The following is a 24817-nucleotide window of genomic DNA, read 5'->3' as shown; positions in this document are numbered from 1 at the left end:
GACGACGGGACGATGCTTGCACGAGCCTCCCGGGGTCACGCAAGTCCTGTGTTACTGATGGGTCACCATGTCCGGTATGGGTAGGGGCCGCTTCTCGATCGCGGCCGCCATTACTTCCGGGAAGAGGTCCGGAGTACACGCGAACGCCGGCGCGCCGAGTTCGGACAGGGCCGCCGCGTGTTCCCGGTCGTAGGCCGGCGCCCCCTCGTCGGAGAGCGCGAGCAGCGCCACGAACTGCACACCCGACGCCTTCATCGCCGCGACCCGCTTCAGCATCTCGTTCCGTATGCCTCCCTCGTAGAGGTCGCTGATGAGGACGACGACCGTGTCGGCGGGGCGCGTGATCTGCGACTGGCAGTACGCCAGCGCCCGGTTGATGTCCGTCCCGCCGCCGAGCTGGGTGCCGAAGAGGACGTCCACCGGATCGTCGAGCTGGTCGGTCAGATCGACGACGGCCGTGTCGAAGACGACGAGCCGGGTGGCGATGGAGCGCATCGAGGCCAGTACGGCGCCGAAGACGGAGGCGTACACGACGGAGGCGGCCATCGAGCCCGACTGGTCGATGCAGAGGACGACGTCCTTCTTCACCGACTGCGCCGCCCGTCCGTAGCCGATGAGCCGCTCGGGGACGACGGAGCGGTACTCCGGCAGGTAGTTCTTCAGGTTCGCCCGGATCGTGCGGTCCCAGTCGATGTCGCGGTGACGCGGCCGGCTGATCCGGGCGCTGCGGTCGAGGGCGCCGGTGAGGGTGGCCCGCGTGCGGGTGGCGAGCCGCTTCTCGAGGTCGTCGACGACCTTGCGGACGACCGCGCGCGCCGTCTCCTTGGTCGTCTCGGGCATGGCCTTGTTGAGCGAGAGCAGGGTGCCGACGAGATGGACGTCCGCCTCGACGGCCTCCAGCATCTCCGGTTCGAGCAGCAGCGTGGACAGCCCGAGCCGGTCGATGGCGTCGCGCTGCATGACCTGGACGACGGAGCTGGGGAAGTACGTCCGGATGTCCCCGAGCCAGCGCGCCACGGACGGAGCGGACGCGCCGAGCCCGGCCGACCGGTCCCGGCCGCGCTGCCCCGCTCCGCCGCCGCGCCGCTCCCCGTACAGCGCGGTCAGGGCGCCGTCCATCGCGGCGTCGGTGCCGGACAGACCGTGGCCGGTGCCGTCCGCCGCTTCCCCGCCGAGAACCAGGCGCCAGCGTCGCAGCCGCTCGTCGGTCTCCGTCGTCCCGCTCACGCCGCCACCCCCACACAGTCGTTGTCCGCCAGCAGCAGTCTCAGCACCGGCAGCACTCCGTCGGCGCGCTCCTCGTCCAGGCCGGCTCCGAAGCCGGGTGCGACGGGCTGGGCGTGGCCGGGCTTCCGTGGTCCGGCCGGGCCCCTGGCGACCAGCTCGCCGAGCGTGCGGCGGACGCCCGGTTCGTACGCCGAGAAGGTGCGGCGCAGCAGCGGCAGCACATCGGTGAACGCGCTCCCGGGCACTCCGGTCAGCCAGGTGTCGACGAGGGCGAGCAGCCGCTCGTCGTGGACCAGGAGCAACCCTCCGCCGGCGGCGCCGCCGACGAAACCCTCGATCCAGGCGGCCGCGTCGGCGGGCGGCGTGCCGGGAGACAGGGCGAGTCCCATGAGCCGGGCGGCCTCGTCCTCGGCGAGCCGTCCGTCGTCGAGGAGCAGCCGGGCGGCCCGGCCCCGGATCACTCCGGGCACGCTGTCCCGCACGGCGAGCTTGCGCAGGACGGCGCCCCAACGGACGGTCGGTCCTTCGCTGTCGGGCAACAGCGCGAGCGCCGAGTGGACGGCGTCGAGGTGTCCGCGCATCTCGGCGGCGCCGTCCGCGTCGAGCCCGGTGCAGGCGGGTGGGAGGCCGACGCAGATCCGTTCGGCGAGGCCTGCGGCCACCTCCCCGAGGGCGGCGGTGTCGGTGGACCGGACGTCTCCGTATCTCAGGGACCGGGCCAGTGCGGGCAGTGCCTGGGCGAGATGGCCGACGTCGGCGTCGAGCGCGGCCCGGTCGGCCAGCGCCTTCATGACGACCGGCAGGGCGCCCGGCAGTTCGGCGAGCAGACAGCGCTCGGCGAGCGCCGTGACCTCGGCGAGGGCGGTGGCCGAGGCGGCCTGGGACTCGGCCTTGGCGGTGGCGGCGGAGAGCACGGTCGTGCCCCAGACGCCGGCTTCGGCCACCCGGACGTGCAGTTCGGGCTCCCAGCGCAGCCGCCAGCTCTCCCGGAAGGTGCCGGTACTCGCTCGCCCGCCACCGGCCTCGCCCCAGGGAACGGAGAGCAGTCCGAGCCGGTGGAGCAGTCTGCTGCGGGCGGCGTCGGTGTCCTTGCGCAGGTCGAGATCGAGCTCCCGCTCCAGCGCTTCCGGCTTGAGCCTCAGGGTGCGCTGGAGCCGGTTCAGATCCCGCTGCAGCGGGACGGCGGGAGCCTCCGGCGGCACTTCGCCGAGGACGTCGCCGATGATCAGGCGGTCCCTGATGAGGCCGAGCGGCACGTCGGAGCCGTCGCACATGACGGCCCGTACGGCGTCGGTGGTCTCGCTCAGCCCGGCGAGGGGCCGGCCGCGCATGACGGCGAGCGTGTCGGCGAGCCGTACGGCCTCGATGACATGGGCCGAGGAGACCGGGCGGTCCTCCTCCCGCAGCAGGCCGGCGACTTTGGTCATCCAGCGCTCGACGGGCCGGTCGGGGGCGGCGAAGAGGTGTCCGTACCAGCCCGGGGAGGCGATGCCCGCGCCGTAGCCCGAGTGCCGGGCGAGCCTGCGGTGCGTCCAGGGCACCCAGGTCATCTCCACTCTGACCTTGGGCAGCCCCTTGAGGAGGGCCTTGTCCGCGGTGACGGTGGTGCGCTCCAGCAGGGCGGGCACGTGCCAGGCCCCGCAGACGACGGCGACGCCCGCGTCGCCGAACTCCTTGCGCGCCTCCCGCAGCCTCAGGCGCATATGGGCCTCACGGGCCAGGTCGCGGCCGTGTCCGCCGTGGCCGCAGGACTCCCGCAGCGCCCCCATGGCCTCGGCGATCGCGGTGAAGGGCGCGAGGGGATCGTCGTCGTCTCCGCGGTGTTCGACCACGTCCTCCCACCAGCGCTCGGGGTCGTCGTATCCGGCGGTCTCGGCGAGGACGGCGAGCGGGTCGATCCGCAGCCCCTGGTCCACCTCCTCGCCCTCGTCCCCGTCTCCCCAGGTGGGGTCGGCGGCCAGGGCCGTCGAATGGGCGGCGGGCAGATCGATGAACCGCACGGCCGCCTTGTGGTCGAGGGCCCAGCGGAGCGCCACCCACTCCGGGGAGAACTCGGCCATCGGCCAGAACGCCGCCTGCCCGGGGTCGTCCACGGCGTGCGCGAGCAGCGCGACGGGCGGGCGCATCGCCTCGTCGGCGGCGAGCCCCACCAGCGCGTCCGCCTCGGGCGGCCCCTCGATGAGTACGGCGGCGGGTTGCTCGGCCTCCAGGACGGCGCGTACGGCGCGGGCGGAGCCGGGCCCGTGGTGGCGGACGCCGAGGATCAGGGGCGCGGGCCGGCCTGTCGCGGTGGCCGTCATGCGCTCACCTCCCGGCAGGCGCGGTAGAAGTCCTTCCAGCCGTCCCGCTCCCGCACGACCGTCTCCAGATACTCCTGCCAGATGACCCGGTCGGCGGCCGGGTCGCGAACGACCGCGCCGAGGATGCCGGCGGCGACGTCGCCGGGCCGCAGCACCCCGTCACCGAAGTGTGCCGCGAGGGCCAGGCCGTTGGTGACCACCGAGATGGCCTCGGCCGTCGAGAGCGTCCCGGACGGGGACTTGAGCTTGGTGCGGCCGTCGGCGGTGACGCCGTCGCGCAGCTCGCGGAAGACCGTGACGACCCGGCGGATCTCCTCGATGCCCTCGGGCGCGGCCGGCAGTTCGAGCGAGCGCCCGAGCTGGTCCACGCGGCGGGAGACGATGTCGACCTCGGCCTCGGGGGTGGCGGGCAGCGGCAGGACGACCGTGTTGAAGCGGCGCCTCAGGGCGCTGGAGAGGTCGTTGACCCCGCGGTCCCGGTCGTTGGCGGTGGCGATGAGGTTGAAGCCGCGGACGGCCTGCACCTCCTGACCGAGTTCGGGGATGGGGAGGGTCTTCTCGGACAGGATCGTGATGAGGGTGTCCTGCACGTCCGCCGGAATGCGGGTGAGCTCCTCGACCCGGGCGGTCATGCCGTCGGCCATGGCGCGCATCACGGGGCTGGGCACCAGCGCGTCGCGGCTGGGGCCGTGGGCGAGCAGCTGCGCGTAGTTCCATCCGTAGCGGATGGCTTCCTCGGGGGTGCCGGCGGTGCCTTGGACGAGGAGCGTCGAGTCACCGCTGACGGCGGCGGCGAGGTGCTCGGAGACCCAGGTCTTGGCCGTGCCGGGCACGCCGAGGAGGAGGAGCGCGCGGTCGGTGGCGAGTGTCGTGACGGCGACCTCGACGATCCGGCGCGGTCCCACGTACTTCGGCGTGATCACCGTCCCGTCGGGGAGCGTGCCGCCGAGGAGATAGGTGGCGACGGCCCACGGTGACATCTTCCAGCGGGCGGGCCTGGGCCGGTCGTCGGCGACGGCCAGCGCCTTCAGTTCGTCGGCGAACGCGTCTTCGGCGTGCGGGCGCAGGGCCTCGGTGCCGGTGGACGGCGTGGCGGCGGCGGGCGCGTTGGGTGTGGACACGGTCATGGAATCCCCCTCCAGATCGTTGCGACCGGATGTGGGATCCACCGTGCACCATGCCACTGACAATCGGCCGTCGTCGCAGGTCGGATGGGCTTTCGGCGGTCGGGGGCGGCCGACGGAGGTCCGGGACGATCGGCGCCGAACGCGCGGCATCAGGCGCCCGGCTCGGTGGTGCTGCGCCGCGCCCTCCGGGCGGGAGTTGCCCGGAGCCCGCGGAGCCGGTCCGGCTACTCGGTGACCGGGGAGGCGGCGACGCGGCCGCCGGCCGTCGCCTTCTCGTCTTCGGGTTCATCGCCTCGCCGCCCCCGCCATGGAAAGTCGATCGACTCGGCGCTCCTGCCAGTGACTTCGCGGGTGACTTCGTACGTCTCGTTCAAGGCGGCGTGCCGTTCTTCGCGAATCCGCAGGTCAGAGCCGCTTGTCAGTGGCGACCCCTAACGTCGGGACCATGCTGCGATCTCATGGGGGAGGCCCCCCGGACCATCCGAAGCAGGGGGCGCGCTGGACGGCGGAACAGGTGCTGGCTCTGGCCCCTGACGACGCGTCGCGCAGAGCGGGAGGCAAACTCGGCACGGCCGGACCGTGGTCCGAAGCGGGCGACAGCGGCTCGGGAGCCGTCTGGGGTCTGTGCAAGGGCAGCGGCAGCAAGCCGTACCAGACCGTCGTCGACACCACGGGCCCTGCCTACAAGTGCAGTTGTCCCAGCCGGAAGTTCCCCTGCAAGCACGCGCTGGGGCTGCTGCTGCTCTGGGCGGAGGGCGAGGAGACCGTCGCCGCGGTCGCGGACGGAGACATCCCCGACTGGGCCGGGCAGTGGCTGGAGGGCCGCCGCGAGCGGTCCACGAGCAAGGAGAGGAGCGCGGCGGAGGGGGCGCCGGCCACGAGCGGCGATCCGGAGGCCGCCCGCCGCAGGGCGGAGCGCAGGGCCGCCAGAATCACCACCGGCGCCCGGGAGTTGGAACAGCGCCTCGCGGACCTGCTGCGCGGCGGACTGGCCTCCGCCGAGCAGGCGGGGTACGGCCTGTGGGAGGAGACGGCCGCCCGCATGGTCGACGCGCAGGCGCCCGGACTGGCCGCCCGGGTGCGGGAGTTGGGCGCCATACCAGGATCCGGGCAGGGCTGGCCGGTGCGACTCCTGGAGGAGTGCGCCCTGACGCATCTGCTCGACCGTGCCTGGCTGGGTGTGGAGCGGCTGCCCGAGCCCCTGGCCGCCACGGTCCGCACCCGCGTCGGGCTCACCGCTCCGGCGGACGGGCCACCGGTCCGGGACCGCTGGATGGTCCTCGCGCAGTACGACACCGCCGACGGCAAGCTCACCACCCGCCGCGTCTGGCTGTACGGACAGGGCAGCGGCCGGACCGCCCTCCTGCTGTCCTTCGGCGCGGCCGGCCGGGCACCGCAGGTGGCGCTGCCCGTCGGCGTCGTGCTCGACGCCGAGATCACCCCGCACACCGGAGCGGGACAGCTTCGGGCCGAGCTGGGTGAGCAGTTCTCCGTCCCCGTCCCCATCGGGACTCCGCCTCCGGGCGGCCGGGTCGAGGAGGCGATCGGCGCCTACGGCCTGGCGCTGCGCGAGGACCCGTGGCTCGACTCCTGGCCGGTGACGCTGACCGACGTCATACCGGTGCCGTCGGACGGCGGCTGGCAACTGGCCGACGCCGTCGGCGGATCGGCGCTTCCCGTCGCACCGGCGGCCCTCGGCAGGCCGGGGCTCTGGCGGCTCGTGGCCCTCTCCGGCGGCGGCCCGGTGACCGTGTTCGGCGAATGCGGACACCGAGGGTTCACTCCCCTCGCCGCCTGGTCCGACGACACGTCCGAGACGGTCCCGCTCACCTGACAAGCCTGGAGGATCGATGACCGGCACCACACCCTGGGAAGAGCTCGTCACCTCGGCCCTTCTCGGCACCGACCGCCGCCCGCCCGCGGCCGGATCGACGGCGCCCGGCAAGGACGCGCCCCTCGCCCTGCTCGACGCCGCCGCGCTGCACACCGTACGGCGCAGAGCGGGGCTGCGGCCCGGCGTCGCGGCGCCGGCGCCCGAACCGGCCCCGCACGATCCCCGGCCGCCGCTCCCCGAGCCGGCCCGGCGACGGCTCTCGCAGCTGCTGGCCGGACGTTCCGCTCCCGCGCCGTCCGGGGGGCGGCGCGGGGCGGCGCCCGACCTCACCGAGCTGCTCCCCCAGTGGCTGGCGGCCGCCGGCGAACACGGCTATCGCGCGCCGGCCGCCGCGCTGCCCGCCCTGCTGGACGCGGCCCGCGCCAGAACCGACCTGCGGCCGCAGGCGCTCGCCTTCGCCGGGCCGCGCGGCCTGTGGCTCGCCCGGCTCAACCCGGATTGGAAGTTCGCCCTGCGCGGCGCGTCGGGCGGCGCGGCGCTGCCCGCGCCGGAGGACGGCGAGGCGGTCCAGCGCCTGTGGGAGGAAGGCCTGTTCGCCGAGCGCGTCGCCCTCCTGACCGCCGTACGGGCCGCGGATCCGGCGGCCGCTCTCACCCTGCTGGCCACGAGCTGGGCGACCGAACGGGCCGAGGACCGGCTGATGTTCCTCGACTCCCTGCGTACCGGGCTCACCGACGCGGACGAGCCGTTCCTGGAGCAGGCCCTCGCCGATCGCAGCCGCAATGTCCGCTCCACCGCCGCCGAGCTGCTCTCCGCGTTGCCCCACTCGGCGCTCGCCCGGCGCATGGCGGAGCGGGCGGTGACCTGCGTGGGACCGGACCGCTCGGGCGACGCGCCGGCGATAGCCGTCGAGGCGCCGCACGAATGCGATGCGGCGATGCAGCGCGACGGCGTCATCCCCACCCCGCCCACGGGCCGCGGCGAACGGTCCTGGTGGCTGGGCCAGTTGATCGAGTCGGCACCCCTGGCCACCTGGCCGGCGCGGCTCGGCGGCCGTACGCCGCAGGAGCTCGTGGCTCTGCCCGTCACCGACGGCTGGCAGGACGAGTTGCACGCGGCCTGGTGCCGGGCGGCCGTTCGCCAGCGGGACGCGGAGTGGTCGCGGGCGCTGCTCGGTCCGCCCACGGCGCCCCCGGCATCCGGCCCCGGAACCTCGTCGCTCGCCGAGCGCTCCAAACTTCTGTCGATACTTCCGGCGGCGGAGCGGTCGTCTTGGGTGGCGTCGTTCATCGGCGCGCACGGTCTGTCCGAGGCGTTCCAACTCCTCGGCGTCTGCGAGGTGCCCTGGTCCGGGCCGTTGGGCCGCTCGGTCGTCGACGCCCTCGACATCGCCCGGGACGCGGGCAGCTATCCCTGGAGCTTCAGCGGGGTCATGGGCCTGGCGGAACGCTGCCTGGACCCGGACGAGGCACGTCACCTGGAGATGCTGACCGCCCTCCCGGACGAGCCGGAGGACGCCTCACCGGGCGCGGGCGGCTATTGGTCGGAGGCGTTCCAGCGCCTCGTCTCGACGCTACGACTCCGGGCGGCGATGCGGACGGAACTGGCGGGCCGCACGGACGTGGACGCGGATCCACCGGAGTGACCCGGCGGCGCGGCCCGGGCCTGCGGGCATCCGAACGCCCGGCGGCACGAGTCGCGGCCGGGGCCGGGACCAGCGGCCGGCGTGGCCGGCCGAGGCCCGGACCGGCGGAGTGCGTGCCCGGCCGGGGCCCGGACCGGTGGGGCCGGTGGGTGGCCGGGCTCGGGACCACGAACGTCCCGAACGCCCTGCGGACCCAAGTGGTCGGCCGGGGCCCGGACCGGTGGGGCCGGTGGGTGGCCGGGCTCGGGACCACGAACGTCCGAACGCCCTGCGGACCCAAGTGGTCGGCCGCGGCGGGGACCGGCGGGGCCAGTGGGCGCCTCTGCCTGTCCCGTCCCCGCCCGGTCGCCCGGCGACCGGTTACGCCTCGGCGCCCTGGCGGACGTTCGCGTTGACCCAGTCCACGATCGACGCGGTCGTCGCGCCCGGGGTGAAGATCTCCGCCACGCCCTTCTCCTTCAGAGGAGCGATGTCCGCGTCCGGGATGATCCCACCGCCGAAGACCTTGATGTCCTCCGCGTCGCGCTCCCGCAGCAGTTCGATCACCTTCACGAAGAGGGTGTTGTGCGCGCCGGAAAGGATCGAGAGGCCGATGGCGTCCGCGTCCTCCTGGATCGCCGTGTCCACGATCTGCTCGGGCGTCTGGTGCAGCCCGGTGTAGATGACCTCCATGCCGGCGTCGCGCAGCGCCCGCGCGATCACCTTGGCCCCGCGATCGTGGCCGTCGAGACCCGGCTTGGCCACCACCACGCGGATCGGACCGGTCACACCCATCACTGCCTCCGAATGCGTTCCCCGTACCTGATGCCGGGGAGGTGAACGAACGTTATCGCCAGCATCCCGCAAGCGGCCGTTTCGCGGTGGGCAGCGAGGGGGAAATCACACGTGGGACATGTTCGCTCTGCACCGTACCCCTGTGAAGGGGCCCCACCGGCCTCCGCCGGGACGGTTGCAAGGGGAGCCGCCAGGGGTCGCCGTATCACCGCGCCGCCAGCCGCACGGCACGGTGGTACGGCTCATCGTCTTCTTTCCGTCGGCACCCCATGAGGGCATACGGGGGACGGAGCCGCTCGCCCGCGTGCCGTTCGGGAGGTCGGCGATGCAGCTCACCCAGGCCCGGACGTGGAAAAAACTGCCACTCTTTCCACTCCTTCCCCTCTTTCCCTTCGTGCCCCTGCACCTGTCGATCGCCCTGCTGAAGGCGACCGCTCTGGAGCTGGCGATTCTCGCCGGGCACGCACTGCTCTACCCGTCCGGTGTCGTCCAGGAGCGCCGCCCGTCCGATCGCCCCGACGACCCCTCTCGCCCGCCGGTCGTGCTGCTTCACGGCTTCATCGACAACCGTTCCGTCTTCGTCCTGCTGCGCCGCTCGCTGTCCCGGCACGGCTGGCGCCATCTGGAATCACTCAACTACTCCCCCCTCACCTGCGATCTCCGCAACGCGGCAGAGTTGCTGGGCCGTCATATAGAGGAGATCTGCGCGCGCACCGGCCACCGCGAGGTCGATCTTGTCGGGCACAGCCTCGGCGGGCTGATCGGCCGGTACTACGTCCAGCGGCTGGGCGGCGACCGCCGCGTACGCGTCCTCGTCACCCTCGGTACCCCGCACTCCGGCACGCGCGTCGCCCCGCTCGCCGGCGCCCATCCCCTGGTGCGCCAGATGCGCCCCGGCTCTCCGGTCCTGCGAGAACTGAGCGAGCCCGCGCCGCACTGCCGGACGCGCTTCGTCAGTTTCTGGAGCGATCTCGATCAGGTGATGGTCCCCGTGGAAACGGCCCGCCTCGACCATCCCGACCTGATCACGCGGAATGTGCGCGTGAGCGGAATCGGGCATCTGGCCCTGCCGGTTCACCCGGCTGTCGCCTCCGGAATCCGGGAGGCCCTCGAGTCGGAGGAGACGAATGCCGACGCATCGGGAGCGGCCTCGGTGGCGTGACCGTCGCGACGCCCGACGCCCGACGCCCGACTCGGCGCTCGAAGCCTGGCGTACACCCGCCATTTGCTTCGAACATACTTCGAACGCAGAGCCAAAGCTCTGCCCACCGCTGCCGAAACACGTCCGAATGCCCGTTTCCCCTAGGTATAAAACCCGCCGAAGATTGTCGGCTGTGCGTACCGCCGGGTACAGTCGCGCCACTGCTTTCCCCCTGGGGTCCCCCTGCATGGGACCGATCCCGGATTGGTCCTGCTGCCGAGGCGAGAGAGAAGTTGGTGAACGACCAGCACCCCCACGCCGGGTACGTCGGAGACGACGCCTACACCACAGGCAGCTTCGCGACGGATCCGCTCTTCGGTGCCCTTCCCGGCAGCCACGGCAGCTCGGGCGGCTACGACACCGGCCACAGCGGGCAGTACGACACCACGCAGTGGGCCGGCACCCAGCAGTGGGACGTGGGTTCGTACGACAGCTATGTGCCCCAGCAGGCGGCGCCCCAGGCGCAGAGTTACGACGCCACGGGCCAGTGGGACTCCAGCGCGTGGAACCAGTCAACGCAGACAGGCCAGTTCGAGTCCGCGCAGTTCACCTCGTACGACACGACCGGCCAGTGGGCGGCCCCCGCCTTCGAGACCGGTACGTACGACGCGACCGCCTGGAACTACACGGCTTCGGCCCAAGAGACCCTGGTGCCGCACCAGTACAGCCCCGGGACCACGGAGCAGGCGTACACGACCGAGCCCGAGTACCTCACGCAGAACGAGTACGCCCCGGAGCCGGAGTACTTCTCCGAGCCTGAGCAGCTCGCTCATGAGCCGCTCACCCACGAGGCGTTCTCCCACGGGACGTTCTCCCAGGAAGCGCCCGCCGAGCACCTCGACGATCGCTCCGAGGGTCACAGCGACGGCGACAGCGGCGAAGAGCCCCTCGGCGACCATCTCGCCGAGACGATGACCGCGCCCGTCGTCTCCTCCGCTCATACGGCCTCCGCCCGCCCGGTCCGCCGCTCCGGTGGGAGCAGGGGCCGGCGTCGCACCCCGGCCAAGCGCTCCGCGCTCCTCACCGTCGCCGTCCCGTCCGCCTGTGTGATGGGCGTCGCCGGGATCGCCGCGGCGTCCGTCGGAGGGCTCACCGAGGGCAGCGCCGAGCAGAAGGACAGCACGACGTCCCTCGCCGCCGCCGACCCGTCCTCCGTCAAACCGGTCGCCGCCAACAACGAGTTGGACACCCAGCTCGCCGCGCTCAGCGCCGACGCCCGCGACTTCGGTGACCGCGCCAGCCGCACCCAGGAGCGCATCGACCTCAAGGCGCGCCAGGAGGCGGAGAAGAAGAAGCGCGAGGAAGAGGCCGCGCGCAAGGAGGCTCTGCGTCCCAAGTTCGTTCTGCCGGTGACGCTGCACCAGCTCAGCGCGCGGTACGGCCAGGCCGGCGTCAACTGGATGTCCGTCCACACCGGGATCGACTTCCCCGTCTCGTACGGCACGCCGGTGATGGCCGCGACCGACGGCACGGTCCGCACACAGTGGAACAGCGCCTACGGCAACATGGCGATCGTGACGGCCAAGGACGGCACCGAGACCTGGTACTGCCACCTCAGCAGCACCAAGATCCGCTCCGGTCAGGTGAAGGCCGGCGAGGTCATCGCGTACTCCGGCAACTCGGGGAACTCCACCGGCCCGCACCTGCACTTCGAGGTACGGCCGGGCGGCGGCTCCGCGATCGACCCGATGCCCTGGCTGCGCGGCCACGGTCTCAACCCGACCGGCTGACCGGGCCCACAACCTCCACGCCCCACGCACCAGACCCCACGCACCCAGCGAACGACGAGCGCCCCGGCCAACGGCCGGGGCGCATCCGCGTCACGCGCAGAACTACAGCTTCTCGACCGGCGCGTACCGCAGCAGCAGCCGCTTCGGCTTCTCGTCCCCGAAGTCGATGGTCGCCTGGGCGTCCGCGCCCACCCCGGTCACCGCCATGACGGTCCCGAGGCCGAACTGGTCGTGGGTGACCCGGTCCCCGACCGTCAGAGAGATCACCGGCTTGTCCGTCACCCGGCGCGTGGCGAACCCCGAGGCCCCGGCGGCGGAGCCCGAGCCGGACCGGCCCCTGGACCGCGAGGACAGCGAGGCGGAGAGGGAGGACGCGATCCCCGACGTCGGGCCGGCCGGGGCGGTCATCGGCCCGGTCCGCTTCCACTGGAGGTACGCCTCCGGGATCTCCTCGAGGAACCGCGACGCCGGGTTGTACGACGGCTGGCCCCAGGCACTGCGCATCGACGACCGGGTCAGATAGAGCCGCTCGCGGGCGCGCGTGATGCCGACGTACGCGAGGCGCCGCTCCTCCTCCAGCTCCTTGACCTGCCCCAGCGCCCGCATGTGCGGGAAGACGCCGTCCTCCATGCCGGTCAGGAACACCACGGGGAACTCGAGGCCCTTGGCCGTGTGCAGGGTCATCAGGGTGATGACCCCGGAGCCGTCCTGGTCCTCGTCCGGGATCTGGTCGGAGTCGGCGACCAGGGCCACCCTCTCCAGGAACTCCGCGAGGGTGCCCGTGCCCGCGCCATCGCCGCCCTCGGCGGCACTACGCTCCTGCTCGAACTCCAGGGCGACGGCCGCCAGCTCCTGGAGGTTCTCGATGCGGGTCTCGTCCTGCGGGTCGGTGGACGCCTGCAGCTCGGCGAGATAACCGGTGCGCTCCAGTACGGCTTCCAGCACCACCGCCGGGCCGGCTCCGGAGTCCACGACCGTGCGCAGCTCCTCCATCAGCGTGTTGAAGCGCTTGACGGCGTTGGTGGAGCGGGCCGCCATGCCGTACGCCTCGTCGACGCGGCGCAGCGCCTGCGGGAAGGTGATCTTCTCGCGCTGCGCTAGGGCGTCGAGCATGGCCTCGGCGCGGTCGCCGATGCCGCGCTTGGGCACATTGAGGATGCGGCGCAGCGGAACGTTGTCCTCGGGGTTGGCGAGGACGCGCAGATAGGCCAGGACGTCACGGACCTCTTTGCGCTCGTAGAAGCGCACGCCGCCGACGACCTTGTAGGGCAGTCCGACGCGGATGAAGATCTCTTCGAAGACACGGGACTGTGCGTTCGTGCGGTAGAAGACGGCGACGTCGCCGGCCTTCGCGTCGCCCGCGTCGGTCAGTCGGTCGATCTCGTCGGCGACGAACTGGGCTTCGTCGTGCTCGGTGTCGGCGACGTAGCCCGTGATGTGGGCGCCCGCGCCGGCGTTCGTCCAGAGGTTCTTGGGGCGACGGCTCTCGTTGCGCTCGATGACGGCGTTGGCCGCGGAGAGGATCGTCTGGGTGGAGCGGTAGTTCTGCTCCAGCAGGATGGTGGTCGCGTTCGGATAGTCCTCCTCGAACTGGAGGATGTTGCGGATGGTCGCGCCGCGGAAGGCGTAGATCGACTGGTCCGCGTCACCGACGACGCACAGCTCGGCCGGGGCGAGGTCCTCGTATCCGGTGCCCACCAGCTCCCGCACGAGCGTGTACTGGGCGTGGTTGGTGTCCTGGTACTCGTCGACGAGGACGTGACGGAACCGGCGGCGGTAGTGCTCGGCGACGTCCGGGAACGCCTGGAGCAGGTGCACCGTCGTCATGATGATGTCGTCGAAGTCCAGGGCGTTGGCCTCGCGCAGCCGCGCCTGGTACATGCGGTAGGCCTCGGCGAGGGTCTTCTCGAAGCCGTCGACGGCCTGGTCGGCGAAGGTCTCCTCGTCGATCAGCTCGTTCTTCAGGTTCGAGATCTTGGCGCTGAAGGACTTCGGGGGGAACTTCTTGGGGTCGAGGTCCAGGTCGCGGCAGACCAGGGACATCAGGCGCTTCGAGTCGGCGGCGTCGTAGATCGAGAACGACGACGTGAAGCCGAGCTTCTTGGACTCGCGGCGCAGGATGCGGACGCACGCGCTGTGGAAGGTCATGACCCACATGGCGTTGGCGCGCGGGCCGACGAGCTGCTCGACGCGCTCCTTCATCTCGCCGGCGGCCTTGTTCGTGAAGGTGATCGCCAGTATCTGGCCGGGGTGGACATGCCGGGTGCCCAGGAGGTGGGCGATCCGGTGGGTCAGCACCCGGGTCTTGCCGGAGCCGGCGCCGGCCACGATGAGCAGCGGGGTACCGGTGTGGACGACGGCGGCGCGCTGCTGTTCGTTCAGCCCGTCCAGGAGCGCGGCCGGGTCCACGACGGGGCGCGGGGCGCCGTCGCGGTAGTGGGCGTCCCGGGCCGGGGGCACGTCGAACCTGCCCCCGAAGAGGTCGTGGGGGACCTCCTCCGCGGCCGGGGCGTCGTCCTCGGGCGGTGGCGGGGGCTCCTCGGAGGTGTGGCTCCGGAAGTCCGTCAGGAAGCTGTCGTCAAAGAGGCTGCTCATCGCCTAACGAGTCTAGGCGGCCGCACTGACACATCGGAGCGGTATCGCGGGACGGCGGGAAGTCGGCCACACTCCGTGACCGAATGGGACGGTTCCGGCGACCATTGCCGAGCTGAAAACGTACGCTTTCGCAAAGGTCACAGAAATGTATCGGGCATATCGAACATCGACCTTCACAGCAGCACCACGAGTTGGCTAGCGTGCTCGCCCAAGCGGACCCGTACCCTCCCGGCGACCACGCCAAGCGGGCGGCCCCGCCGAACCAGTCCTCCCCGCACGGGAGTTCATGGCCACGGAAGGAGATGCCGGCCTTGGCCTCGCATCGCAAGCCGCGCACCCCACGCACCACGCACTCCCCCGCCGTCGGGGTCACGACGGCCGCGCTCGCGTCGGTCACCCTGCTGTCGACGCAGGGTGCGGGCATCGCGGCCGCCGCCCCTTCGGCACCGCGCACGAAGCCGACCGTCGAAGAGGTCCAGAAGAAGGTCGACGACCTCTACCGGCAGGCCGGCACGGCGACGCAGGAGTACAACCGCGCGAAAGAGGCCACCGACCAGCAGCGGCGCAAGGTCGACACCCTCCTCGACGACGTCGCCGACCGAACCGCCGCCCTGAACGAGCGCCGCAGGGCGCTCGGGGCCTATGCGGCGTCGCAGTACCGGACGGGCGCGGTCAGCCCGACGGCCGCGCTGGTCTTCGCGGACAGCCCGCAGAGCTACTTCGACCAGACCCAGCTGATGGACCGGATGACGCAGCGGCAGGAACGCGCCGTCTCCGAGTACCAGACCGAGCGGGCCGACGCCGCCAAGCAGCGCGCCGAGGCGGCCACGAACATGGAGAGCCTCGCCCGCTCCCAGGCGGCTTTGCGGGCCGGGAAGTACAGCGTCCAGCGCAAGCTCACCGAGGCGCGCACGCTGCTCTCCCGGCTCACGGCCGAGGAGAGGGCGCGGCTCGCGTCCCTGGAGCGCGAGCGCGAGGCGCAGGCGCGCCGCAAGGCCGAGGAGAAGGCCAGGGCGGAGAGGGCCGAGGCGCACCGGGCCGCGGAGGAGGCGGAGCGCAGGCGCCAGGAGCAGCGGGAGGCCCTGCGGCCCGCCCCGACGACGCCGACCGTGCCCAGCGGCGGCTACGCCACGAAGGCCGCCAAGGTGCTGGCCTTCGCCCAGGACCAGATCGGCAAGCCGTACGTGTGGGGAGCGACGGGCCCGAGTTCGTACGACTGCTCCGGGCTGACCCAGGCGGCCTGGAGGGCGGCCGGGGTCGACCTGCCCCGGACGACGTGGGACCAGGTGAAGGTCGGCCAGCGCGTCGCCACGGAGGACCTTCTCCCCGGCGACCTGGTCTTCTTCTACGACGACATCAGTCACGTCGGCATCTACAAGGGCGACGGCACGATGATCCACGCGCCGAAGCCGGGCGCGAACGTCCGCGAGGAGTCGATCTACTACATGCCCATCTACGGCAGCGTCCGCCCGGCCTGACCTGGCCGGCCCGGCACGGCCCGGCAGCGGGCAGTGGCCAGTGGGTGGAGGGCTCAGGTCCAGAGGGTGGAGGGCTCAGGTCCAGAGGGTCGCGATGAAGATGTTGGCCACGGTCAGCCCGCCCACCGCGGCGAACAGGCCCTTCTCCACCTTCTCCTCGTCGCGCTTCACGTAGACGAGCGCCAGGATCACGATCAGCACGGCCAGCTTGATGCCGACCTTCAGGTTGTTCACGGGCTGGTCGTCCGCCTGGTTCAGACCCACCAGGGCCACGCCCGTGACCAGCATCGTCAGCGCGCCGTGCAGCATCGCCGGGACGAAGCGCGCCGTCCCCGCGCCCATCGCCCTCATCTGGGTCAGGAAGCCGCCCAGGAGCGAGGCGATGCCGATGATGTGCAGGGCGACGAAGACATTGATGAGTACGTCCATGGGGCGGAGCCTAGCCGGGCCCTTAGCACGCATCTTCGGTCAGGTGTGCCTCATCGGGCGCATCGGTCACAGCCGTACACGAATGTGGAGTCCCCCGCGCTCGCCGCCCGGCAGGGAACGGTCCGGCGCGGCCATCTGTGATCAAGAGTGACCAAGACGCCGCTCGCCCGTGACGCACAGGTTTAGCGTCCTCCCCCAGGACCCCGCCGGGAAAGGATGTGACCCGCCCTCGTGGCAGCGCACCGGAAACCCAGACAACGACCCCTTCGCGGACCGGCTGCCCGTACGGCCGTGACGCTCGCGCTCGCCTCCGCCGCGACCGCGACCGCCTTCGAAGGATCGGGGCACGCCGAGCCCCGGCTCACCCCCACGCAGGTCAAGGCCAAGATCGACGCGCTGTACCAGGAGGCGGAGGAGGCCACCGAGAAGTACAACGGCGCCAAGGAGAAGGCCGACGCGGCGCGCGGCTCCTTCGACGAGCTGCGCGACGAGGCCGCCCGCAGGACCGAGCGGCTCAACGCCACACGCAACGCCCTCGGTTCGATCGCCACGGCGCAGTACCGCTCGGGCAGCATCGACCCCGCCTTCCAGCTCGCGCTCACCTCCGACCCGGACGAGTATCTGGAGCGCGCGGCGCTCGCCGACCGGGTCGGCGAGCGGCAGGCCACCGCCATCGCCTCCGTACGCCGGCAGCTCACCGAGATCGGCCGGCTGCGCGCCGAGTCGGAGGGCAAGCTGCGCGACCTCAAGGCCCGGCAGACCGAGCTGAGGACCCACAAGGCGACGATCCAGGGGAAGCTGCGCGACGCGGAGACCATGCTGGCCCGGCTCACCACCGAGCAGCGGGCGCTGTACGAGCGCGGGGGCGCCGGCACCGGGAACGGCCCGGCGGACGCGACGCCGGCGGAACGCGCCGGCCGCGGGACCCCGCGCGGCGCGGCCACAGCCCCCCACTCCCGGTCCGCGCAGGCGGTCTCCTATGCGTACGGGGCGCTCGGCAAGCCGTACGTCTGGGGCGCCACAGGGCCGAACGCCTTCGACTGCTCCGGCCTCACGCAGGCCGCCTGGCGCTCCGCCGGCGTCTCCCTGCCGCGCACCACCTACACCCAGATCAACGCGGGCCGGCGTGTCTCGCGGTCCGAACTCGCCCCCGGGGATCTGGTGTTCTTCTACTCGGGCATCAGCCATGTCGGGCTCTACATCGGCGGCGGGCAGATGATCCACGCCCCCCGCCCGGGTGCCCCGGTGCGGATCGCTCCGCTCGATCAGATGCCGTTCGCGGGTGCGACCCGGGTCGGCTGACCACTCGTCTGCGTGGTCCCCCGGCCGGCGTCCTGTTCCTGCGTCTCCCCGGGACCGGAGGAAGCACCGATCTGCCTGGTCAGCCACTCGAAGAGCGCGGGGACCTGCCGCTTCCAGGTGGAGGTTCGGTGGCCGCCGGTCACCAGGCGGGTGTCGATCCGGGTCGGGGGCTTGGCCACTGCCCGAAGGGCGAGCCCCTGCCGATAGCCGTCGTTGCCCTCCCCGGTGAAGAGGAGCGTGGTGCGCGGCGGGGTCTTGGCCGTCTTCAGCATGGTCAGCGGGTTGTGGTCGTGCCGCAGCCGCGGGCTCTTCGCGGTCAGTGAGGCGGCCTCGGCGCCGGGATCGTTGTAGCCGGACAGGCTGGCCCCGGCGCGGTAGCGGTCCGGGTGCGCGATCGCCAGCTTGGCCGCGCAGTGCGCACCGGCCGAATACCCGGCCACCGCCCATCCCTCGGCCTTCGGCGAGGTCCGGAAGTTGTCGGTGACCATCTTGCGGACGTCGACGCTCAGCCAGGTGTCGGCGTTGACCTTGCCCGGGATGTTGGCGCAGCCGGTGTCGGTGTCCCCGAGGATGTTGGTGCGCGGGGCGACGAGGATGAACGGCGCCACCTTCCCCTGCCGCATGAGCGGCGCCAGCTGCTGGTTGGCGCGCAAACTGCCGAACCAGGCCTTGGGCGAGCCGGGGAAACCGCCCAGAAGCTCCACGACGGGGAACGTCCTGTTCTTGTGGGCGGGGTCGTCGTACTGCGGCGGCAGCCACACGTACACCTCGGCCTTCACCCCGGACACCTGCCCGTCCAGCACGGTCTTGCGGACGCCCGGACCCATCGCGGGGTCGTCGACCGGCTCGAAGGACTGCGTGACCTTCGGCAGTTCGGCCACCCGCTTGCCGCCGGTGCCGTCGGGGCCGAGGTCGATCGCCGAGTCCACATGGCTGCCCGTGCCGAGCAGATCGGCCCAACCGTCGTAGAGGCTGTTGGCGTTGTTCACCGCCACGAAGACCACCACGATCGCGGTGACCTGCGCGAACCCCACCATGGCCAGTCGGCAGACCCCTCGTACGAGGGCGGGCCCCCGCAGCCGGCTCCACAGCAGGAGGGGCAGCAGCACCGCGACCACCGCGAGGACGATCGCGGTCACGAAGAACGGGGTTCCAGTCAGGCTCATCACATGGATGAAGAGCCCCGCCGGCCCCTGCGGGTTGCCGCGCCCACGTACCAGTTACCCGACGATCACCCGACGATCACCGTTACACAAGGCGTCTTGCCGTCACACAAGACGCCGTGCCGTCGCCCAGCGCGTCAGCTCGTGTCGGTTGGACAGCTGGAGCTTGCGCAGGACCGCGGAGACATGCGACTCGACCGTCTTCACCGAGATGAAGAGCTGCTTGGCGATCTCCTTGTACGCGTAACCCCGGGCGATCAGCCGCAGTACCTCGCGCTCGCGCTGGGTGAGCCGGTCCAGGTCCTCGTCGACCGGCGGTGCGTCCGTCGACGCGAACGCGTCCAGGACGAAGCCGGCCAGGCGCGGTGAGAACACCGCGTCGCCGTCCTGCACCCGGAAGATCGAGTCCACCAGGTCCGTACCCGTGATCGTCTTGGTGACATAACCGCGGGCGCCGCCGCGGATGACACCGATGACGTCCTCGGCGGCATCGGAGACCGACAGGGCCAGAAAGCGCACGGGGTTCTCGTGGGCCGACATCAGACTCGCGCAGCGGCGCAGCACCTCGACACCGCCTCCGCCGGGCAGATGCACGTCGAGCAGGACCACCTGGGGCCTGGTCGCGGTGATGACGGTGACCGCCTGGTCCACGTCGGCGGCTTCACCGACCACTTCGACGCCCGTGACATCGGTCCGGCCGATCTCCGCCTGCACGCCGGTACGGAACATCCGGTGGTCGTCGACGAGCACGACCCGCGCACGACGCTCCGTGGCCGAACCCGTCTCCGCCGCATCCGCCGTCTCGTCGGTCATCCGTCCGCCCTCTCCATCTCAAGCTCCACTTCCGTGCCCCCGCCGGGTACGGATCTCAGGCGGGCCGAACCGCCGTTGCGCTGCATCCGGCCGATGATCGATTCTCGTACGCCCATCCGGTCGTCGGGGACGGAATCCAGGTCGAAGCCCGGCCCCCGGTCCCGGACCGAGACGAAGACCGTGCGGCCCTCGACCTCCGCGTAGACCTGCACCGCCCCGCCCTCGCCACCGTACTTGGCGGCGTTGACCATCGCCTCGCGCGCGGCCTGCATCTGTGCGGCCAGTTTCTCGTCGAGCGGGCAGTCCCCGACGACGACGACCTCCAGCGGGACGCCGTGCTTGTCCTCGACTTCGGCGGCCGCCTTCTTCACGGCCTCCGCGAGGGTGGCCGGCTCCTCGTCCTCGTCCTTGCCCGTGCCCTCCGGCTTGTACAGCCAGTTGCGCAGCTCCCGCTCCTGGGCACGGGCGAGCCGGCGCACCTCACCGGCGTCGTCCGCGTTGCGCTGGATCAGGGTGAGGGTGTGCAGGACGGAGTCGTGGACGTGCGCCGCGACCTCCGCACGCTCCTGGGCGCGGATGCGCATGGTCCTCTCCTCGGAGAGGTCCTGCGTCATCCTCACCAGCCAGGGACCGGCGAGCAGCGCCATGCCGGCGAGGACGGCGATCGCGGCGGTCAGCGCGGTGCCCAGCTGGGCCGCCGAGCCGCGCACCACCATGAAGGCGGTCAGGCCCATGCCCACCAGGGCGACACCGCCGAGGCCGCGGGCGAGCTGCAGGGCGCGCCGGCGCCGGCCGTCCTCGGTCCAGCTGGCGCGGCGGGCGTTGTCCGCCTGTCGCCAGACCAGGATCACGCCGACGCCGATCAGCAGCGTCGGCCAGATGTAGCGGTTGGCCTCGCTGCCCATGTTGACGTTGGAGACGAAGACGGCCGCGCCGATCAACAGCGCGATCAGGGCGAAGACCTGGCCCTTGTCGGGCTTGCGGAGCCGGCGCCGGCCGTCGGGCGTGGTCTCGAAGACGGACCGCGGCTCGTTCGCCCGGCCGCCCACGCCCAGCGGGACGACGATCCAGAAGACGGCGTAGAGCAGCGCGCCGAGGCCCTCGGCGAGGAACAGCGCCAGGAAGACGAAGCGCACCCAGATGACCGGCAGCCCGAGATGCCCGGCCAGTCCGCGCGCGACCCCGCCGAGGAGCCGGCCGTCGGCGCTGCGGTAGAGCTTGCGCACGGGCGGATCGTCGGTCTCGGGCAGTCGGGTGGCGGCGGGCATGTCCCGATGGTCACACGGCCGTACGGTCGCGGGCATCAGGGTGAGCCCCTGAGACGACCCTGATCCACTCCTCCCGGCGCCCTTGCCGCTCGGGTCCGTGGGGCCCTCGTGCCTCCGGGGACTCTCGGGTCCGTGGCGCCCTCGGTGCCTCTCGGGCCCCGTGGGATCCTCGGTGCGCCTCGGCGTCCCTCGATGGCGCTCGCCGACCCCCGGCCTTCCGGTCCGCCGCGCGTGCCCTGCCCGGCGGGCCCGCCCGGCGCCGCGTCCCCGGTCCCGGCTCGGGGACCCGCCCGGCGCCGCGTCCCCGGACCGCGTCCCCGGTCCCGGATCGGGGTCAATATCAGGGACCGGCCAGGGTCGGGGCGGGTGCCGCACCGCCGTGCGGCCCGTCACCATGGACGTATGACGAGCACGATGCCCTCTCCGCCGGAGGCCCCGCCCCCACCGCAGCTGCGGCGCACGCCGCGGCAGAAGGTGGTGGCCGGCGTGTGCGGCGGCCTCGGCCGGCACTTCGACCTCGACCCGGTGTTCTTCCGGATCGTGATCGGCGTGCTCTCCGTGACCGGCGGCATCGGCCTGATCTTCTACGGTTTCGCCTGGCTGTTCGTCCCGGCCGAGGGGGACGACGAGAACGAGGCCCGCAGGCTGCTCTCCGGCCGGGTCGACGGCGCCTCGCTGACCGCGATACTGATGGCCCTCGTCGGCTGCGGCCTGTTCCTGTCCATGCTGGGCAGCGGCGGCACCCTCGGCTTCGCCATGATGCTGTCCATAGCGGCGAGTGGCGCGGCCGTCTGGTCACAGCGCCGCCGGCTCGCCACGGAGACCGAGGCCCCGCTGGATCCGGCGACGGCCCATGCGGTGGCCGAGGCGCCGCCCGAGACGAAGGCACCGCCGCCGCCCGACAGTCCGTCGTGGTGGCGGGACCCGATCGTGAAGGACGGGACGACCGGTCCGGTCCCGGCCGGCTACCTGTGGGGACCCCTGGACTCGATCGCGGCGGACATGTCGGCGGCCCGCCGTATCCACGACATGCCCGTGCCCAGGCTCGAGCCGGTGCGCGGCCCGCGCTCCATCGGCGGCCTGGTCTTCGTGCTGGCGCTCGTCGCGGGCGGCCTCGGCACCGGCCTGAGCTGGGACGCCCAACCGCTCGGCACCAGCCTGCAGACCGGTCTCGTCTGCGCGCTGGCCGTCCTCGCCCTGGGCCTGGTGATCAGCAGCTTCCTGGGCCGCACCGGCTTCGGCACGCTCTTCCTGACGGTGGTCACCGCCGGTCTGCTGACGGTGGCGGCCGCGCTGCCCAAGGAGATCAGTACGGACTGGGTCCGTACGACCTGGAAACCGGCCTCGGTCGCGGCGGTGCAGCCGAACTACGAACTGGGCTCCGGCGTCGGGGACCTCGACCTGTCCGCGCTCACGGTCCCCAAGGGCCTGACGGTCACCACCCGGGTCGGGGTCGGCGCCGGGCAGCTCAAGGTCGTCGTACCGAAGAACGTGACGGTGAAGCTGCACGCCGAGGTGGGCCTGGGTGATCTGCGCTTCCCCGACGAGCCACCGAACGACATCGACGTCGCCCCGGACAGGGAGGTGACCCGGACGCTCACGCCGCCGCCCGGCGCCGCCCCGGCGGGCACCCTCGACCTCACCCTCGAGGTCGGGCTCGGCCAGGTGGAGGTCACCCGTGCTGCTTCATGAGTTCCGTCCGGGCCGCCTGATCGTGGGCGTCACAGGTCTCGCAGTCGCGGCGCTGTTCGCGGGTGACGCGGCCGGCGCCTGGCAGACGCCCTGGTACACGGTGATCCCGCTGTTCTGCGGCGGCCTGCTGCTGGCGAGCGTGGCGACCTGGACCGCCTACGCGATCCGCCGGCGCCGCGCGGCCAGAGCCGCGTCGAGGGAGAACACGGGCGCCCCGGCCAGCACCAACGGCAACCAGGCCATGAGGTAGGCCAGGTCGTTGCCGTAGTAGTACGGGTTCGACTGCCAGCTCACGGTGAGCCACAGGCTCAGCGAGATGAGGGCACCACCGAGGGCGGCGAGGCGGGCGAAGAGGCCGAGGAGGGTACCGAGACCGACCGCCAGCTCGCCGATCCCCATCGCGTAGCCGAAGGCCACCGGGTTGTTCAGGGCGATGTCGACGAGCCACGGCACGGCCGAGCTGTCCCGCACGGCCCGCATCATCTCGCCGATCGAGCCGCTTCCCTCAGCTGCCATGAACCGGTCGTCGGTGAGCTTGTCGAGACCGGCGTAGACGAAGGTCACCCCGAGGAAGATCCGCAGAGGCAGCAGGGCAAAGCGGGAGGCCGCGGCCTTCCACCCCGTGGGTCCGCCCGGGCCGTCCACCCCGTCGCCGGGTCCGTACGTCGCCGTCGCCCGGTGCATTCGTGCCATTGCCGGCCTGCCTCTCCACGCCACTGTCCGCAGGTCGATTCTCCCCGCGCCCCATCGATATGGATACGCGAGAGGCACACCTATCGCTCAGTCACCCCTGCCGGGCACCGGGCCAGAAGGACGAGCGGCGGGCGGACGGGCCGGGCGGCCGTCACTCCATCACCTCGATGGTGACGCGGTTGCTCTCCAGGCCCGCCGACGTCACCACCCACACCTCCACCAGCCCCGGTTCCACGTCCACCGGCAGCGGCACGGTCACGGTCGCGTCCGTCGGGTTGGCGAAGCCGCCCGGGAGGGGAACCAGCGGGACATGGGTGTGGACCGGGCCGACGCGCACCATCAGACGGGTCAGATGGTCCGCCGTGGACGCCCCCGGCGGGACGAAGCCGATGCCCCGGATCTCGATGTCGTCGCCGGTGCGGATGGGGGCGTCGAGGTCCCCGGCCTCGTGTGCGCGGACCACCGACAGGATCGCCGGGCGGCTGCCCTCCGCGTACTTCCCGGCCAGGTAGATCATCGCGGAGAGGCCCACCATGACGGCGAGGGACCAGGGCAGGTCCGGGATCTGGTCGGGCCGCCGGCCGAGGCGGATCGCCGTGAAGAGAAGGGCGACCGCGCTGACCGCCACGTACTGGAGGTCGGTGAGGGAGGCCCGGCCGTTGTCGTCGCAGAGCAGGTCGGCGGCGCGCGGCCGGTCCGCGCGGACCTTCTGAAGCCGCTGGGCCAGGACGCGTACGAGCACCACACGGCGCACGACCACGGCGACCGCGCCCAGCAGCGCGATGACGGTCAGCAGAGCGGCGCCCCGGGCGAGTTCGAGACCGGCGATCAGGTGGTCCCGTTCGGCGGGGTCGGACGCGCCCGCGAGCCGCAGAGCGAGGAGCAGGATCGAGAAGGCGGCGAGCGACAGCCAGGACGCGGCGACCGCACGGGAGGTGGAGAGCCGGTTGTCGTCGCCGATCACAGGGGCGAGGAGACCGCCGCGCAAGCGGTGGGCAGAGGCCGCCAGGGTCAGCAGCCCGGCGGTGAGGAGGGTGGCGGCGAGGGCCGCCGTGCGCGCGCCGGTCCAGCCGACGCCGATCGCGGTGAACGCCTGCCCGAGCAGCAGCGCGACCACGCTTCCCCACAGGAGGAGCAGGGTGCCGCGCCAGACCAGGTGGACCCAGGACGCGCCCGCCGCGCGGCCGCGCTCGGCGACCGTCCGCGCGGACTGGGTCAGTTCGTCCGAGACCCACTGCCGTGACGCCCCGGCCGAGTGGGCGACCGCCGCCGGAAGCCCCTTCCCCGCGGCGAATTCGTCCCGTTGGGCGAGGAACGCGGCGACGGCGCGCCGGTGTCCTTCCCGTGCGCCGTGCACGCCGTTCGCACAGTCCGCGCAGTCACTGCGCTCTCTCGCCTCTTGCACCGCCACGCCGGAACGCCACCCTTCCCCACCCCTATCGAACTATCAGTCATTTCAAGGGAATTGTGCCGTACGGGAAGGTCGTAAGAGGCGGCGAAACGAGCCGATCCGGGTGATTGGCCCACCATCGGGTTGACTGAGAAG

At 72.2% G+C, this 24817-nt stretch carries 18 protein-coding genes; 7 read left to right on the top strand and 11 right to left on the bottom strand.

Features of this window, described 5'->3' with window-relative positions; all coding sequences use genetic code 11:
• Positions 1–51: 51 nt before the first annotated feature.
• Genes ACZ5VC_RS25620 through ACZ5VC_RS25610 form a run of 3 tightly spaced genes read right to left on the bottom strand, consistent with a single transcriptional unit; the run spans position 52 to position 4654 of the window.
• The gene (locus tag ACZ5VC_RS25620; RefSeq protein ID WP_469122345.1) at positions 52–1227 is read right to left on the bottom strand and encodes a vWA domain-containing protein; all 1176 of its coding nucleotides are present in this window, start codon (positions 1225–1227) and stop codon (positions 52–54) included.
• Entirely contained in the window at positions 1224–3527 is a 2304-nt protein-coding gene (locus ACZ5VC_RS25615; RefSeq protein WP_469122344.1) for a DUF5682 family protein, read from the bottom strand. The genes ACZ5VC_RS25620 and ACZ5VC_RS25615 overlap by 4 nt, the downstream gene beginning before the upstream one ends.
• Positions 3524–4654 (bottom strand): ATP-binding protein, encoded by a 1131-nt coding sequence (locus tag ACZ5VC_RS25610; RefSeq protein ID WP_469122343.1) that lies wholly within the window; start codon positions 4652–4654, stop codon positions 3524–3526. The genes ACZ5VC_RS25615 and ACZ5VC_RS25610 overlap by 4 nt, the downstream gene beginning before the upstream one ends.
• Before the next feature lie 445 nt (positions 4655–5099).
• Here ACZ5VC_RS25610 and ACZ5VC_RS25605 point away from each other — a divergent pair, with 445 nt between their 5' ends.
• Together ACZ5VC_RS25605 and ACZ5VC_RS25600 are read left to right on the top strand one after the other, a co-directional pair.
• Positions 5100–6488 (top strand): SWIM zinc finger family protein, encoded by a 1389-nt coding sequence (locus ACZ5VC_RS25605; protein WP_469122342.1) that lies wholly within the window; start codon positions 5100–5102, stop codon positions 6486–6488.
• Positions 6489–6504: 16 nt separating this feature from the next.
• Entirely contained in the window at positions 6505–8133 is a 1629-nt protein-coding gene (locus tag ACZ5VC_RS25600; protein ID WP_469122341.1) for a DUF5691 domain-containing protein, read from the top strand.
• A gap of 360 nt (positions 8134–8493) precedes the next feature.
• Here ACZ5VC_RS25600 and ACZ5VC_RS25595 read toward each other — a convergent pair whose 3' ends face one another.
• A complete protein-coding gene (locus ACZ5VC_RS25595; RefSeq protein ID WP_469122340.1) occupies positions 8494–8907 on the bottom strand; it encodes a cobalamin B12-binding domain-containing protein in 414 nt (137 codons plus the stop codon).
• 394 nt (positions 8908–9301) lie between these two features.
• Between ACZ5VC_RS25595 and ACZ5VC_RS25590 the strand changes: the two genes are divergently transcribed.
• Together ACZ5VC_RS25590 and ACZ5VC_RS25585 are read left to right on the top strand one after the other, a co-directional pair.
• Positions 9302–10069: an esterase/lipase family protein gene (locus tag ACZ5VC_RS25590; protein ID WP_469122339.1), complete on the top strand. Its 768-nt coding sequence runs from the start codon at positions 9302–9304 to the stop codon at positions 10067–10069.
• Positions 10070–10344: 275 nt separating this feature from the next.
• Positions 10345–11838 (top strand): M23 family metallopeptidase, encoded by a 1494-nt coding sequence (locus ACZ5VC_RS25585; protein ID WP_469122338.1) that lies wholly within the window; start codon positions 10345–10347, stop codon positions 11836–11838.
• Positions 11839–11940: 102 nt separating this feature from the next.
• Here the strand turns inward: ACZ5VC_RS25585 and pcrA are convergent, their stop codons facing one another.
• Entirely contained in the window at positions 11941–14433 is a 2493-nt protein-coding gene (pcrA, locus tag ACZ5VC_RS25580; protein WP_469122337.1) for a DNA helicase PcrA, read from the bottom strand.
• Between the two features lie 302 nt (positions 14434–14735).
• Between pcrA and ACZ5VC_RS25575 the strand changes: the two genes are divergently transcribed.
• Positions 14736–15911 carry a C40 family peptidase gene (locus ACZ5VC_RS25575; RefSeq protein WP_469122336.1) on the top strand — a complete coding sequence of 392 codons (1176 nt, stop codon included), beginning with the start codon at positions 14736–14738 and terminating at the stop codon, positions 15909–15911.
• Between the two features lie 75 nt (positions 15912–15986).
• On the opposite strand, the gene ACZ5VC_RS25570 is transcribed toward ACZ5VC_RS25575, so the two are convergent.
• Complete coding sequence (locus ACZ5VC_RS25570; protein ID WP_469122335.1) at positions 15987–16340, bottom strand: hypothetical protein; 354 nt, start codon at positions 16338–16340, stop codon at positions 15987–15989.
• 231 nt (positions 16341–16571) lie between these two features.
• On the opposite strand from ACZ5VC_RS25570, the gene ACZ5VC_RS25565 reads away from it, so the two are divergent.
• Positions 16572–17642, top strand: coding sequence for a C40 family peptidase (locus tag ACZ5VC_RS25565; protein ID WP_469122334.1), 1071 nt, complete (start codon positions 16572–16574; stop codon positions 17640–17642).
• On the opposite strand, the gene ACZ5VC_RS25560 is transcribed toward ACZ5VC_RS25565, so the two are convergent.
• The 3 genes from ACZ5VC_RS25560 to ACZ5VC_RS25550 form a co-directional block, all read right to left on the bottom strand.
• Positions 17606–18808, bottom strand: a complete 1203-nt coding sequence (locus ACZ5VC_RS25560) for an alpha/beta hydrolase (RefSeq protein WP_469122333.1) — start codon at positions 18806–18808, stop codon at positions 17606–17608. The genes ACZ5VC_RS25565 and ACZ5VC_RS25560 overlap by 37 nt on opposite strands.
• A gap of 102 nt (positions 18809–18910) precedes the next feature.
• Positions 18911–19618 carry a LuxR C-terminal-related transcriptional regulator gene (locus ACZ5VC_RS25555; protein ID WP_469122332.1) on the bottom strand — a complete coding sequence of 236 codons (708 nt, stop codon included), beginning with the start codon at positions 19616–19618 and terminating at the stop codon, positions 18911–18913.
• Positions 19615–20886, bottom strand: coding sequence for a PspC domain-containing protein (locus tag ACZ5VC_RS25550; RefSeq protein WP_469122331.1), 1272 nt, complete (start codon positions 20884–20886; stop codon positions 19615–19617). Before ACZ5VC_RS25550 ends, ACZ5VC_RS25555 begins: the two co-directional genes overlap by 4 nt.
• 402 nt (positions 20887–21288) lie before the next feature.
• On the opposite strand from ACZ5VC_RS25550, the gene ACZ5VC_RS25545 reads away from it, so the two are divergent.
• The gene (locus tag ACZ5VC_RS25545; RefSeq protein ID WP_469122330.1) at positions 21289–22578 is read left to right on the top strand and encodes a PspC domain-containing protein; all 1290 of its coding nucleotides are present in this window, start codon (positions 21289–21291) and stop codon (positions 22576–22578) included.
• Between the two features lie 156 nt (positions 22579–22734).
• Here ACZ5VC_RS25545 and ACZ5VC_RS25540 read toward each other — a convergent pair whose 3' ends face one another.
• Positions 22735–23271: a DoxX family protein gene (locus tag ACZ5VC_RS25540; protein ID WP_469122329.1), complete on the bottom strand. Its 537-nt coding sequence runs from the start codon at positions 23269–23271 to the stop codon at positions 22735–22737.
• Positions 23272–23422: 151 nt separating this feature from the next.
• On the bottom strand, positions 23423–24682 hold the full coding sequence (locus ACZ5VC_RS25535; RefSeq protein ID WP_469122328.1) for a hypothetical protein: 1260 nt from the start codon (positions 24680–24682) through the stop codon (positions 23423–23425).
• Between the last annotated feature and the right edge of the window lie 135 nt (positions 24683–24817).

It is taken from the genome of Streptomyces sp. NPDC033174 (assembly GCF_055577795.1).
This window is presented reverse-complemented; position numbering and strand designations above follow the sequence as displayed.